This window comes from Acidovorax sp. FG48 (assembly GCF_057809085.1).
Genome location: NZ_JBMDJH010000017.1, coordinates 23,762 through 36,017, shown reverse-complemented (window position 1 = coordinate 36,017; position 12,256 = coordinate 23,762). Strand labels below are relative to the sequence as shown.

Below are 12,256 nucleotides of genomic sequence, written 5' to 3'. Positions count from 1 at the left end.
AGGTTGTGTCGCTGAGGCTCAGCTCAGCAAGGCCTGGGCAAATTCGCGGGCGTTGAAGGTTTCCAGGTCTTCGAGCTTTTCGCCCACACCGATGAAGTACACCGGGATGGGGCGCTCCTGCGCGATGGCGGCCAGCACGCCGCCCTTGGCCGTGCCGTCGAGCTTGGTGACGATCAGGCCGGTGAGCTGCAGCGCGTCGTCAAACGCGCGCACCTGGGCCAGGGCGTTCTGGCCGGTGTTGCCGTCAATCACCAGCAGCACCTCGTGCGGGGCCGTGGCATCGGCCTTGGTGACCACGCGGCGGATCTTCTTCAGCTCTTCCATCAGGTGCAGCTGCGTGGGCAGGCGCCCGGCGGTGTCCACCAGCACCACATCTTTGCCGCGCGCCTTGCCAGCGGTCACGGCATCAAAGCTCACGGCGGCGGGGTCGCCACCTTCCTGGCTCACGATCTCGACCGTGTTGCGGTCGGCCCACACGCCCAGCTGCTCGCGGGCAGCGGCACGGAAGGTGTCGGCGGCGGCCAGCAGCACGGCGGCGCCTTCATCCGCCAGGTGCTTCGTGAGCTTGCCGATGGAGGTGGTCTTGCCCGCGCCGTTCACGCCGGCCACCATGATCACGGTGGGGGTGTGCTCGCCGATCACCAGGGCTTTTTCGAGCGGGCGCAGCAGGTCGGCCAGTGCATCGGCCAGCAGGCCCTTGACTGCCGCAGGGTCGGTGGTCTTGCTGTCCTTCACGCGGCGCTTGAGGTCCGTCAGCAGGTGTGTGGTGGCTTTCACGCCGGTGTCGGCCATCAGCAGGGCCTCTTCCAGCTCCTCATACAGCGCGTCGTCAATCTGCGTGCCGGTAAAGACCGTGGCAATGCTGCTGCCGGTCTTGCGCAGGCCCGCCTTGAGGCGGTCCAGCCAGCCTTTGCGCTCAGGCGCCGGGGCAGTGGGCGCAGCCGAGGTTGCAGATGCTGCCACCGGCGCAGGCGGTGGTGTGGCGGGCGTGGGTGGTGCAACCGGCGCAGGTGCAGCAACGGAAATCGGGGGCGCCACGGGGGGCAATGCAGGGCTTGCAACCACTGGAGCAGCGGCGGGCGCTGTGGCTGCCGGTGCTGCAGGGGGCGTCGGTGCGACGGCCGGTGCCACCAGAGGCATCGCCACGGGCGCTGGCGGGGTCACAGTGAGGGGCGCTGGTGCTGCGGGGGGCGGCGCAGCGGGCTCAGGGGCTTTGTTGCCAAACGGGTTGCGCAGCCAGCCAAAGCCTGCCGGGGCGGGCGCCGCCACGGGAGCCGGTGTAGCGGGCACTGGCGGGTTGAGGGTAGCCACGGGCGGCGTGGAGGGCAGGGGGGGCGCTACGGGCGCAACCACGGTGGGCGCCGGTGCGCCTACCGGCTGGGCCGGGGCGGGCACATCGGTGGGGGCGGGCGAAGGAGCGGGCTTTTTCTTGAAAAAACTGAACATTGGCGGGTTCTTAGAATCACCCCATTCTATGAAACGCGCTTTCACCCTACTGGGCCTGCTGGCCTGCCTCTCGTCCGGGGCTGCCTTTGCGGCCACCACCCCGGTGTCTCAACCCTCCACCACGCCGTCCGCCACGGCCTCTGGCGCGCAGCAGTTCACGCTCAAAAACGGCATGCAGCTCATCGTGCAGCCCGACCGCCGCGCCCCGACGGCGGTGCACATGGTCTGGGTGCGTGTGGGCTCGATGGACGAGGTGGACGGCACCTCGGGCGTGGCCCATGCGCTGGAGCACATGATGTTCAAGGGCACCAAGACCTTGCCGCCGGGCGAGTTCTCGCGCCGCGTGGCGGCGCTGGGCGGGCGGGAGAACGCATTCACCAGCCGCGACTACACCGGCTACTACCAGCAGATCCCGTCCAACCGGCTGGAGGACGTGATGAAGCTCGAATCGGACCGGTTTGCCCACAACCACTGGCCCGACGAGGAGTTCAAGAAAGAGATCGAGGTCGTCAAGGAAGAGCGCCGCCTGCGCACCGAAGACCAGCCCCGCGCCGTACTGGCCGAGCAGCTGTTTGCCGCCACCTTCAACGCGTCGCCCTACCGCCGCCCCATCGTGGGCTGGATGAGCGACCTGGACGCGATGACGCCCGATGACGTGCGCGCCTTCCATCGCCAGTGGTACACCCCGACCAACGCTGCCGTTGTGGTGGCAGGTGATGTGGATGTGGCCCAGGTGCGTGCGCTGGCCGAGAAGTACTACGGCAGCCTGCCCGTGCACGCGCTGCCCGCGCGCAAGCCGCGTACCGAGCCCGAGCAGAAGGGCCTGCGCCGCATCGCCGTCAAAGCCCCGGCCGAGCAGGCCTATGTGGCCCTGGCCTTCCGCGCGCCCAGCCTGGACCGCGTGGACAACCTCACCGACGAAGACCGCGACGCCCTCGCGCTGATGGTGCTGTCGGCCGTGTTCAACGGCTACGACGGTGCCCGGCTGGACCGCGCGCTGACCCAGGGCCCCAACCGCGTGGCCGACAGCGCCAGCAGCTCCGCCATGGTGACGGGGCGCGGTCCCAGCCTGTTCATGCTCAGCGGCGTGCCTGCTGCGGGCAAGACCGCCCAGCAGGTCGAAGACGCGCTGCGCGCCGAGGTGACCCGGGTGGCGAAGGAGGGGGTGAGCGAGGCCGAGCTGAACCGCGTCAAGACGCAATGGATCGCCTCCACCGTGTACGAGCGCGACTCGGTGATGAGCCAGGCGCAAGAGCTGGGCGGCAACTGGGTGCAGGGCTTTCCGTTGGATGCCAACGAGCGCCTGCTGGCCCTGTTGCGCACCGTGACCCCGGCGCAGGTGCAGGCCGTGGCCGCCAAATATTTTGGCGACGACCAGCTCACCGTGGCAACCCTGCTGCCCCAGCCGCTGGACGCTCCCCGCGCCCGCCCCCAGTTGCCTGCGGGCGCTGTCATCCGCTGAACCCGCCCTGCGGAAACTGCCCATGATTACTATCAAAAACATAGCTGTCCGTGCTTTATGCACTAGCGCTATAGCCCTTTTTTCTTCCAATTCGGCCTGGGCGCTGCTGCCCATCCAGCACTGGACGGAGCCCAATGGAGCCAAGGTCTACCTGGTCGAAAGCCCGGTCATCCCCATGGTGGACGTGCAGATCGACTTTGACGCTGGCACGCGCCGCGACCCGGCGGGCCAGTCCGGCCTGGCCAATGCGGTGGCCGCCATGGCGAGCAAGGGCGTGAAGGCCGGGCGCGATGCGAGTGCCGAGCCCGCGCTGGACGAAAACGGCCTGGGCGAGGCCTGGGCCGACCTGGGCGCCAGCTTTGAAGCCAATGCCGACAACGACACACTGCACTACGTGCTGCGCTCGCTGACCGACCCGCCGCTGCTCGAGCGCGCCGCACGGCTGGCGGCCCGCCAGATTGCCGAGCCCATGACGACCGAAGACGTCTGGCAACGCGACCGCGCCCGCTGGAGCGCCAGCCTGAAAGAAGCCAACACGCGCCCCGCCACCGTGGCCAACCACGCGTTTGCCGCTGCGGTGTATGGCAGCCACCCCTACGGCGTGCGCACCACCGAAGAGACGCTGGCGCGCATTGGCGTGGCCGACATGCAGGCCTTTCACGCGCAGTACGTGGCCGCCTGCCGCGCCAAGGTCAGCATTGTGGGCGCCGTATCGCGTGCCCAGGCGCAGACGCTGGTGGCCACGCTGCTGTCGCGCCTGCCTGCCACTGCAGGCTGCGCACCGCTGCCGCCCGTGGGCGAGGTGGCGGCGCTGACGGCACCTGCCGAGAAGACCATTCCGTTTGCCTCGGCCCAGGCCCATGTGCTGATCGGCCAGCCGGGCTTCCAGCGCCGCGACCCGGACTTCCTCGCGCTGCTGGTGGGTAACCACATCCTGGGCGGCGGCGGTTTTGTCTCGCGCCTGACCCACGAGGTGCGCGAAAAGCGCGGCCTGAGCTACAGCGTCTACAGCTACTTTGCGCCCGGCCTGCACGCCGGGGCCTTCACCGTGGGCCTGCAGACGCGCCCCGACCAGGCCGCCCAGGCGGTGCAGGTCTCGCGCGACGTGATCGCCCGCTTCGTGGCCGAAGGTCCCACCGAGGCCGAACTGCGCGCTGCCAAGGACAACCTCATCGGCGGCTTTGCGCTGCGCATCGACAGCAACAAGAAGCTGCTGGGCAACGTGGCCAACATCGCCTGGAACGACCTGCCGCTGGACTACCTGGACCAGTGGGCCAAAAAGGTCGAGGCTCTGACGGTGGCCGACGTACGCACCGCCATGGCCCAAAAGCTGCAGCCCGACCGCATGGTGACCGTGGTGGTGGGAGGCAAGCAGCCATGAGCCGATCCACCCTGCGCGGCAGCGCCATCACCGCCGAAATCCGCAAGGCCCACGCCGCCGCCGCTGCGGCCCCCGTGGACCCCAAGGCCGCCAAGAAAAACGCCAAGGACAAAGCTGCGGCGGCGGCCACCCCCAAGGGCGCGGGCGAAATCCGCATCATCGGCGGGCAATGGAAGCGCACCCGCCTGCCCGTAGCCCAGCGCCCCGGCCTGCGCCCCACACCCGACCGCGTGCGCGAAACCCTGTTCAACTGGCTGGGCCAGGACCTGGCGGGCTGGCGCTGCCTGGACGCGTTTGCGGGCACGGGCGCGCTGGGGCTCGAAGCCGCCTCGCGCGGCGCCGCATCGGTGCTGCTGGTGGAAAACGATGCGGCCCTGGTCGCCCAGCTGCAGGTTCTGCAGGCCAAGCTGCAGGCCAGCGCCGTGCGCCTGCAGCGGGGTGATGGCGTGTCTGCACTGAAGCAGGCCACACCCGCTAGCCTGGACCTGGTGCTGCTGGACCCGCCATTTGATGGCCCGTTTTTCGAGCCCGCCCTGCAGGCCGCTGCCCAGGCCGTGGCGGCTGGGGGCTTCATCTACCTTGAAGCGCCTCGCTTGTGGACGGACGAGGAACTGGCGGCGCACGGCCTGGTGCTGTACCGGCACCTCAAGGCCGGTGCGGTGCATGCGCACCTGCTGCAGCGCGGCTGAGCGCCTGGGCACTGCAGACCCAGGGCGGGTGTTCCCCGCGTTTGCGCTGGCGGCTGGGGCGCTGATTTTTGGGAAAAATCGCCTCAAGCGCTGGTGTTGTATTTGCTGGTTGCTATTGTTTTTGAAGCGGCTGGCTGCTGTCGACGGGGCCAGCCTCCGGTATCACCACCAGCTGCAGCGCGCCACCTTCGAGCGCGTAGCTGAAGGTGTAGTGGCCCGGTGCCAGCGTGGCCTGGCCACCGGGGAAGGACTGGTCGGTGACATGCGTGAGCTGGCGCTGGCCGATCTGGATGCGGGTCTTGCGGTAGTGCGCCAGCGTGGCGGGCAGCACGTGCCAGCGGCTGGTGTCGCCGGGCAGCAGCGGGCCCAGGTCTACATCGGTGCCCTGCTGCGGCAGGCCCTGCCAGACATGGGTGAAGGCCTCCTGGCTCTGGTTGCGCACGCGCAGCCACACCTGGGCGGCGCCCTGCGCGCGGGCCCCGGTGGGGCGCAGCAGTGGCGCCAAGGCGGCTGCGAGCAGGGGCAGGCGCTGCAGCCAGGTGCGGCGCATCATGGTGAATCCTTCAGGCTCTCCAGGTCGTTGGTGAGCGCGCACACGCGGGCGCGCCGGCGCTCCAGTGCCGCACCGCCAATGTTCAGCGCGGCCGAGCTGCCCTGTTCGGCAAAGATGGCGCTGTCCCACTGGCCCTGGGCGGTGTCAAACGCGAGCCAGGCGCGCTGGGCGGCCCGCAGGGTGTCGCGCCGACCGGGGCCAGCGGCCTTGAGTACCTGGGCGTAGATGCGGTTCAGCTCCTTGTCCCACGCGGCGTAGGCTGCGTTCTGGGCGTCGATCAGGTCCACCGTCACACCGCCGCTGCGCTCGGAGGCGGCGCCCAGGGCCTTGTCGATGGGGTGGGCCGTGCGCTGGCCGCAGAAATGTTCGGCGGCTTGGGCGGCCTGCGGGCCAGAGGCCAGCAGCAGGAAGGTGGTCAGCAGCGCAAGTGCGGTGCGATGGAGGTTGCGGAGGCGATGGTGATGGTAGTGGTGCATGTGGGTGTGTCCCTCGGGGTCTGCTGTTGTGCTGGCGTGATCGCTTGGGTCTATCCGTTGCGGCGTTGTCCGCTCATGCCCCCACCCACAGCAGCGCCGCCAGGGTGGACACCAGCGCCAGCACGGTGAAGGTGACCACCGCGCCGCCGCTGGCCGCTGCCACGCTGGCCACGGTGGACCAGCCGCGCGCCTGACCCCAGTGCGCCAGGTGGCGCGCCATCCACAGCGCTACGAGCCAGCCCAGCACCAGCAACACGGCCAGAGTGCCCAGCAGCTTTCCGCCCTGGGCGGAGTTCATGCCGTTGCTGCCCAGCAGTGCCGTGAACATGAAGAACAGCGCGGGCAGCAGATTGGCGGCGCCTGCAATGAGCAGGGTGACGGCGGTGGATGACATGGACGGGACAGCGGCTTATTCGGTGACGGCGTAGCTCAGCACGTCCAGCGACTGCGTGTCCTTGGGGTTCCACGACAGGGCGGCCGCACGCGCAATGACCGTGTAGGTTTTGCCCTGTTCCAGCTTGCCGCCCGGTTGCAGCGCGGCGGTGCGCGGGTCCACGTAGAGCATGGTGGTCAGGCCTTCAGCGCTGCGCAGCAGCACGGGCTGCTTGCCGCTTTGCACCTTGGCGTCGTTGACCCAGGCGGCCTTGTTGCCAGAGGGAGGGTTCAGGCTTTCCACGGTGCCTGACAGGCGCACGATCTTGCGCCACACCTTGCTGTCGTTGGGGTTGGTGACCTTGCCGTTCTCGGCAGCGTCTGCCTTCTGGATGTCGCCCAGCGACTGGTAGGCGATGGTCCAGTCGGCGCGGCTGGTGTCGCGGCGGATGTGGTCGGCCGCGAGCATCAGGTTCTCGGTCCAGTTGCCGCAGGCGTTCTTTTTCTTGCACAGCGCCCATGCGGTGTTCATCCAGCGCTTGAGCTGCTCGGTCTTGTCATGGCTGCCCATCTCCAGCGCCACGCCCGCGCCCAGCACGGCGGCGGCCTGGTTCTGCTCGGGCGCCACCACCAGCACGGCGCCGTTGCCCACGTCGAGCTTGCCCACGCGCAGCTGGCGCATCATGGCGTGCGCGTAGTCCTCGGCGCTCTTGCCGTCCAGGTCCTTCACCAGCAGGGTGACGATCTCCACGCCCGTCTTTTGCGCATGCTCGTACATCTGCTTTTCAAATTGGGCGCGGATGGCCGGGTCCAGGATGCCGAACTCGTCGTAGATGAACTGCGTGCCCTTGGACGGGATTGCGGCCACGTCGACCTTGGGCAGGGTTTCGGCGGCGGCAGCTGCCAGGGCCGGGGCCGGCGCCTTGGCCGCAGGGGTGGCTGGCGTGGGGGTGGGCGCAGCCGTGGGTGCTGGGGCCTTGGCCACTGGGGTAGCGGGCGCCTGCACTGGTGATGGCGCGGCAGGCGCCGCCGCTGCCGTGCGCACCGGCAGCCCGCCGGAGCATTGTGGCCCGCCGCCCTGCAGCTCGCAGGCTTCCTTCCAGCCCGACTCGATGGCAGCCAGGCGCTTTCTGCGGCCGGGGTGGGTTTCGCCGTCCTTCTCGGGGATCAGCGTGGCGATGGCGCGCTGGGCGTCGGCCAGCGGCGCGCCCATCTTGTAGAGCACAAAGCCGCTGAACTTGTCGGACTCCAGCTCGATGGGCGGCTGGCTGCCGCCGGGCACGATGGTGTGGCCCGAGAGGTGGTGCCCGATCTCGTGCGCCATGATGCTCACGGGCGCCCAGTTGTTGGACTTGGTGGCCTCAATCACCTGGCCCATGAAGGCCGGGTTGTAGGCAATCACGCGGCGCGGCACCTGGTCGGGCCCTTGCATGATCACGGCGGCCGCGTTGGGCACCTTGCCTTCCACCACCACAAAGTTGGCGGGCAGGCCGGTGTATTTCATGATCTCGGCCACCACCTGCTTGCCGGTGCCGCCGCCCTTGGACAGGTCGGGCGGCGAAAACGCCAGTGGGCTGCCGTCGTACGAGCAGGCCTGCAGTGTGGCGGCGAGGTCGGCCACCAGCTGCGCCTTGCTGGGCTTGGCCACGGCGGCGTTCTTTTGGGCCATGGCCAGGCCGCCGACCGCCAGGCCGACGAGGGCGCAGCAGGCCAGGGCGACGGGTCGCAGTTGGCGCAGGTGGGGCAGGGAGTGGCGAGACAAGGTCATGAGCAGGGGCCTTTCATGCGACGCTCGGCGCCGCGCTAGGAATAAAAGAGACAAAAACAGAGAGAAAGAAGTCAGGCCACCAGCGCCGCCACGCGCAGCACGCGCTGGGCCAGTTCGGCCTGGCCCCGGGTACCGGTCTTTGCATACAGGCTGGCGAGCTGCGATCGCACGGTAGGCATCTTTACTTGGCGGGTGTCGGCCATTTCGCGCGGTGTCATGCCTTGCAGCAGCAGCGGTAGCAAGGCTGCTTCGGCGGGGGTGAGGCCATAGAGCGCGCTGCACACCGACACGGTGGCGCCTGCATGGGGCGGGGTTTCGGGCACCAGGATGAACTGGGCCAGCGCCTCGCCAGTGGCAGGGGCCGTACCGCCACGCAGGGGGGCGGCAAGGGCCACCAGCGTGGCGGGGGCCCCCGCGTGCTGGGGCTGCAGGCGGGCGGAGACCGGTGTCTGCGTGCTCAGGCTGGAGCCCAACAGTGGGATCAGCGCGGGGTGGATCTGTGCCAGCTGCAGTGGCTGGCGCGCCTGCCAGCCGGTGGCGCCGCGCAGCAGGATGCGGCAGGCGTCTTCAATGCCCAGCCAGGCGCGGGCGTGTTCGTTCAGGTAGCGCAGTTCGCCCCGGCGGTTCACATGCATCACGCCCAGGGGCAGCTGGTCCAGCGTGCGCTCCAGCGCGCTGGTGTGGCGCTGGGCCTGCTGCAGCCGCCGCTGGGCGCGCATGAGGCTGCGCACCCACGGCGTGGCGGCGCGCAGGCGGGCGAATTGTTCGGGTGTGAATTCGCTCTGGCCCAGGTCGTTGTACATCGCCAGCACATGCATGCCCACCTCGGGCGAGGCCTCGACGATGCTGTTGACCATGGCATCGATGCCCAGGGGCCGCAGGTAGTCGGCATAAAACGCACCCCGCCGCAGCGCCGGGGTGCTGACCAGCTGCTGGCTCAGCGAGCCGCCGCGCGCCAGCGCGGCGCCCTGCTGGCGCTCCAGCGCCTCGCTCCAGGCATCGCAGCCCTGGATGAGGTTGGCGTAGCGCGCCAGAAAATCGTCGGGCATGCCCCACTGGTAGGCGGTCAGCGGGTCGTCCGAGCCGGGCAGGGGGCAGAACAGCACCACCTTGTGGCTGCCCAGCGCCTCGCCCAGGCGGCGCAGCAGGCGCTCCACCATGCCGGGCTCGCCCAGGGCCTCCAGGCTTTCGGCCATCAGGGCCTCAAAACCGGGGATTCCCAGGTGCTGCGTGTTCCACTCCTGACCGGCCAAGTCGGCCTCCTTCTCGCTGTATGTGTTGAACTGCGGCGGATCGTAGGTGCGTTGCCGTCAGGGCGGCATCATTCAGGTGAAGGATGTGGTGGCACTCCGACACACAATCGTGAACTGGTTCACATTTTTCAGTGGCCCCGCTGTTTTCAGCCCCCCATCTGCCAGAGCACCAGCTCCACCACGCCCCGGGCATAGAGCTGCGTGGCCTGCCACTTGAGCCCGGCAAACAGCGCCCCGGCCAGCAGCAGCCAGCCCGCGTGGCGGCGCGGGTCCAGCAGAAAGAACTGCCGCAGCGCCAGCATGAACATCAACGTCTGCAGCGCCGTCATGTACCAGGGCGACCACTGCTTGTGCCACTTGAGCAGTTCCGGCGAATGCGCCAGCACCAGGGGCAGCTGGTTCACCATCTGCAGCGCGATGAACACCGCCTGGCAGTACAGCGCCAGCGCCAGCAACTCGGCCGTGTTGTAGCCGCGCCGGCGGAACACCAGCCACATGCTGGCCAAAGCCGCCACCGCCCCCAGCGAAAACGACCACTTCGAGTACCCAGTCACCAGCGCATACATACGCTGCGCGGCCTCGCTGGGCAGCTCGGGCCGCAGGTAGTCGGTGTGACCCAGCACGATGAGCAAAAAACCGATGGACAGGAACAGCAGCGTGAGCGGGTGCGGGTGGTCCTTGCGCTGGCCCAGCACATACTCGCGCGCCATGGTGCCCGGCTGCGGCAGCACCCGCAGCGCATTGCGGATGGTGCTCCACTCAAACCACCGGAACCGCTCCCAGGCCTCCTTGCGCATCATGCGGGTGCCCATGCGCGCCGCTTTCTTCTGCCCACAGTGCGCGCAGAACGGGCCAGTGAGCGCCGCGCCGCAGTTGAGGCAGGCGGTGGTGTCGAACAGCGCGTCGTTGATGGGGGTGCTGGGGGATGCGTTGGGGGAGGAGGTCACAGGCGGGGCCTACCTTGGGGCAGAAAGGGCTGGGCATGGTAGGCCGCGAGCCTGCGCCTGGCATCGTTCAGGTGGACGATGCGGCGGTTGGGCGGATGTGGTGTCCGGGTTCATGTTGCACTGCACTGCATAATGCGCGCACGCGGCCCGGCGGGCCCTGCGGGGAGCGCCCCGGGGGCCGGGGCCAACGTCAATCGCCAGACAGGAGACAACCAGCCATGGCCCAGAACGTGCTCGCCGTGTACCCCGGAACCTTCGACCCCATCACCCTGGGCCATGAAGATGTGGTGCGCAGAGCCACCCAGTTGTTTGAACGTGTGATCGTGGCCGTGGCGGCGGGCCACCACAAGAAGACCCTGTTCTCGCTGGAAGAACGCATCGACATGGTGCGCGAGGCCGTGAAGATGTATCCCCAGGTGCAGGTCGAGCCCTTCTCGGGCCTGCTGCGCGACTTTGTGGTGTCGCGCGGCGGCAAGGCCATGGTGCGCGGCCTGCGCGCCGTGACGGACTTTGACTACGAGTTCCAGCTCGCGGGCATGAACCGCAGCCTGATGCCGCAGGTCGAAACCGTGTTCCTCACCCCCAGCGACAAGTACCAGTTCATCAGCAGCACCTTTGTGCGCGAGATCGCGGTGCTGGGCGGCGAGGTGACCAAGTTCGTATCGCCCTCGGTGGAAGAGCGACTGGCGGTCAAGGTGCGTAGCCTCGCGGCGCCGGGCGGCTGAGGACACTGTCCGAAACGCACCCAGAGCCTCGGTTGTGGCTCTTTTGTGCTGATAGCGCCAGTGCGATATGCCCTGGATGCTATCAAAATCATAGTATCTAGATCCTGTGGCCTCAGTCCATGGCGGGCGGTAGCCTCTCCGCAATGGCGTGTGCCTGCGCGCGCAGGGCGTCCAGCATGGGCACGACCTCGGGCAGGGGTGGGCGGTACAGCGGCAGCAGCGCCGTCACGCTGAAGGGGATGGAAAACGCCAGCCGCCGCAGCACCAGCCGCTCGCTGGCGGCGGCCAGGGCGGTGACTGGGTTGACGATGGCGATGCCCAGGCCCTGCTCCACCATGGCGCACACTGCGGCGGCGCTGTGGGTCTCCACGCGCAGCGTGCGCTCCACGCCGGCCTCGGCAAACCGGGCGTCGATCAGGCGGCGGTAGGGGTCTTCGGCCGAGAGGCTCACAAAAAACTCGCCCGCAAAGTCGGCCAGGTCCAGCACCGGCTGGTGTGCGAGTGCGTGGCCTGCGGGCAGCACGGCCACCTCGTCCAGCGTCAGCAGCAGCTCCGCCCGCGTTCCGGGTGGGGCGGTGGTCTGCTCGCACAGGCCCAGGTCAAACCGCTGGGCGCTCATCCATTCTTCGAGCAGGGGCGATTCCTGCGGTGTGACCGATACGCGCGTTGTGGAGTGTGCCTCGGGGTGCGACTGCATCAGCCGCGCCGCCGCGCCCGGCAGCAGCGCATGGGCCAGCGCGGGCAGGCACAGCACCGACAACTGCACGGCCCCCGACCGGCCCAGCGCCACGGCCCGGTCCACCACACGCTCCAGCCCCTGCCAGGACCGCTGCACCTCATCCCACAGCGCCAGCGCCCGCGCGTTGGGGCGCAGTCGGCCCTGCACGCGTTCAAACAGCGCATAGCCCAGCAGCGATTCGAGCCGTGCCAGCTCGCGGCTCACGGTGGGCTGCGAGCTGTGCAGCAGGTCGGCCGCGCCGGTGGCGCTGCCTGCGGTCATCACGGCGCGGAAGACCTCGATGTGGCGGTGGGTGATGCGGTGGGTGGTACGGTAATTCAGTGGGGGCTCGGTCATGCCAGTCATGCACAGAGCATATCCATATTGAATGGATGGCGTAAATCAAAGCATTCGACTGAATGCATGGATGGCGGCATCATCCGCGCATCGTTCACGCTTAGAGCGG

Annotated in this window: 12 protein-coding genes; 4 read left to right on the top strand and 8 right to left on the bottom strand. The window is 68.7% G+C overall.

The features are described from left to right. Positions 1–18 precede the first annotated feature (18 nt). Positions 19–1,446, bottom strand: coding sequence for a signal recognition particle-docking protein FtsY (gene ftsY, locus ACODSU_RS19650; RefSeq protein WP_488844137.1), 1,428 nt, complete (start codon positions 1,444–1,446; stop codon positions 19–21). A 28-nt stretch (positions 1,447–1,474) separates the two neighbouring features. Here ftsY and ACODSU_RS19645 point away from each other — a divergent pair, with 28 nt between their 5' ends. From ACODSU_RS19645 to rsmD, 3 genes are read left to right on the top strand one after another with little or no spacing between them, the layout of a single operon-like run. Then, complete coding sequence (locus ACODSU_RS19645; protein ID WP_488844135.1) at positions 1,475–2,908, top strand: M16 family metallopeptidase; 1,434 nt, start codon at positions 1,475–1,477, stop codon at positions 2,906–2,908. Between the two features lie 22 nt (positions 2,909–2,930). After that, positions 2,931–4,289, top strand: a complete 1,359-nt coding sequence (locus tag ACODSU_RS19640; RefSeq protein ID WP_488844133.1) for a M16 family metallopeptidase — start codon at positions 2,931–2,933, stop codon at positions 4,287–4,289. Further along, positions 4,286–4,978 (top strand): 16S rRNA (guanine(966)-N(2))-methyltransferase RsmD, encoded by a 693-nt coding sequence (gene rsmD / locus ACODSU_RS19635; protein ID WP_488844131.1) that lies wholly within the window; start codon positions 4,286–4,288, stop codon positions 4,976–4,978. The genes ACODSU_RS19640 and rsmD overlap by 4 nt, the downstream gene beginning before the upstream one ends. A gap of 112 nt (positions 4,979–5,090) precedes the next feature. Here rsmD and ACODSU_RS19630 read toward each other — a convergent pair whose 3' ends face one another. From ACODSU_RS19630 to ACODSU_RS19605, 6 genes are all read right to left on the bottom strand, one after another. Continuing rightward, complete coding sequence (locus tag ACODSU_RS19630; RefSeq protein ID WP_488844129.1) at positions 5,091–5,531, bottom strand: hypothetical protein; 441 nt, start codon at positions 5,529–5,531, stop codon at positions 5,091–5,093. Further along, positions 5,528–6,007 carry a lysozyme inhibitor LprI family protein gene (locus ACODSU_RS19625; RefSeq protein ID WP_291443957.1) on the bottom strand — a complete coding sequence of 160 codons (480 nt, stop codon included), beginning with the start codon at positions 6,005–6,007 and terminating at the stop codon, positions 5,528–5,530. The genes ACODSU_RS19630 and ACODSU_RS19625 overlap by 4 nt, the downstream gene beginning before the upstream one ends. A gap of 73 nt (positions 6,008–6,080) precedes the next feature. Further along, the gene (locus tag ACODSU_RS19620; protein WP_488844126.1) at positions 6,081–6,401 is read right to left on the bottom strand and encodes a hypothetical protein; all 321 of its coding nucleotides are present in this window, start codon (positions 6,399–6,401) and stop codon (positions 6,081–6,083) included. 15 nt (positions 6,402–6,416) lie between these two features. Beyond that, the gene (locus ACODSU_RS19615; RefSeq protein WP_488844124.1) at positions 6,417–8,147 is read right to left on the bottom strand and encodes a TPM domain-containing protein; all 1,731 of its coding nucleotides are present in this window, start codon (positions 8,145–8,147) and stop codon (positions 6,417–6,419) included. Positions 8,148–8,218: 71 nt separating this feature from the next. Further along, positions 8,219–9,400: a helix-turn-helix transcriptional regulator gene (locus tag ACODSU_RS19610; protein WP_488844122.1), complete on the bottom strand. Its 1,182-nt coding sequence runs from the start codon at positions 9,398–9,400 to the stop codon at positions 8,219–8,221. Positions 9,401–9,546: 146 nt separating this feature from the next. After that, positions 9,547–10,347: a DUF3667 domain-containing protein gene (locus ACODSU_RS19605; protein WP_488844120.1), complete on the bottom strand. Its 801-nt coding sequence runs from the start codon at positions 10,345–10,347 to the stop codon at positions 9,547–9,549. A 218-nt stretch (positions 10,348–10,565) separates the two neighbouring features. On the opposite strand from ACODSU_RS19605, the gene coaD reads away from it, so the two are divergent. Beyond that, positions 10,566–11,072 carry a pantetheine-phosphate adenylyltransferase gene (gene coaD / locus ACODSU_RS19600; protein ID WP_015015486.1) on the top strand — a complete coding sequence of 169 codons (507 nt, stop codon included), beginning with the start codon at positions 10,566–10,568 and terminating at the stop codon, positions 11,070–11,072. Between the two features lie 112 nt (positions 11,073–11,184). Here the strand turns inward: coaD and ACODSU_RS19595 are convergent, their stop codons facing one another. Continuing rightward, entirely contained in the window at positions 11,185–12,147 is a 963-nt protein-coding gene (locus ACODSU_RS19595; protein ID WP_488844118.1) for a LysR family transcriptional regulator, read from the bottom strand. Between the last annotated feature and the right edge of the window lie 109 nt (positions 12,148–12,256).

Excerpts from the sequence above, each read along its gene's own strand:
- ftsY (WP_488844137.1), bottom strand. The coding sequence starts at position 1,446 with ATGTTCAGTTTTTTCAAGAAAAAGCCCGCTCCTTCGCCCGCCCCCACC.
- ACODSU_RS19645 (WP_488844135.1), top strand. The coding sequence starts at position 1,475 with ATGAAACGCGCTTTCACCCTACTGGGCCTGCTGGCCTGCCTCTCGTCC.
- ACODSU_RS19640 (WP_488844133.1), top strand. The coding sequence starts at position 2,931 with ATGATTACTATCAAAAACATAGCTGTCCGTGCTTTATGCACTAGCGCT.
- rsmD (WP_488844131.1), top strand. The coding sequence starts at position 4,286 with ATGAGCCGATCCACCCTGCGCGGCAGCGCCATCACCGCCGAAATCCGC.
- ACODSU_RS19630 (WP_488844129.1), bottom strand. The coding sequence starts at position 5,531 with ATGATGCGCCGCACCTGGCTGCAGCGCCTGCCCCTGCTCGCAGCCGCC.
- ACODSU_RS19625 (WP_291443957.1), bottom strand. The coding sequence starts at position 6,007 with ATGCACCACTACCATCACCATCGCCTCCGCAACCTCCATCGCACCGCA.
- ACODSU_RS19620 (WP_488844126.1), bottom strand. The coding sequence starts at position 6,401 with ATGTCATCCACCGCCGTCACCCTGCTCATTGCAGGCGCCGCCAATCTG.
- ACODSU_RS19615 (WP_488844124.1), bottom strand. The coding sequence starts at position 8,147 with ATGACCTTGTCTCGCCACTCCCTGCCCCACCTGCGCCAACTGCGACCC.
- coaD (WP_015015486.1), top strand. The coding sequence starts at position 10,566 with ATGGCCCAGAACGTGCTCGCCGTGTACCCCGGAACCTTCGACCCCATC.
- ACODSU_RS19595 (WP_488844118.1), bottom strand. The coding sequence starts at position 12,147 with ATGACCGAGCCCCCACTGAATTACCGTACCACCCACCGCATCACCCAC.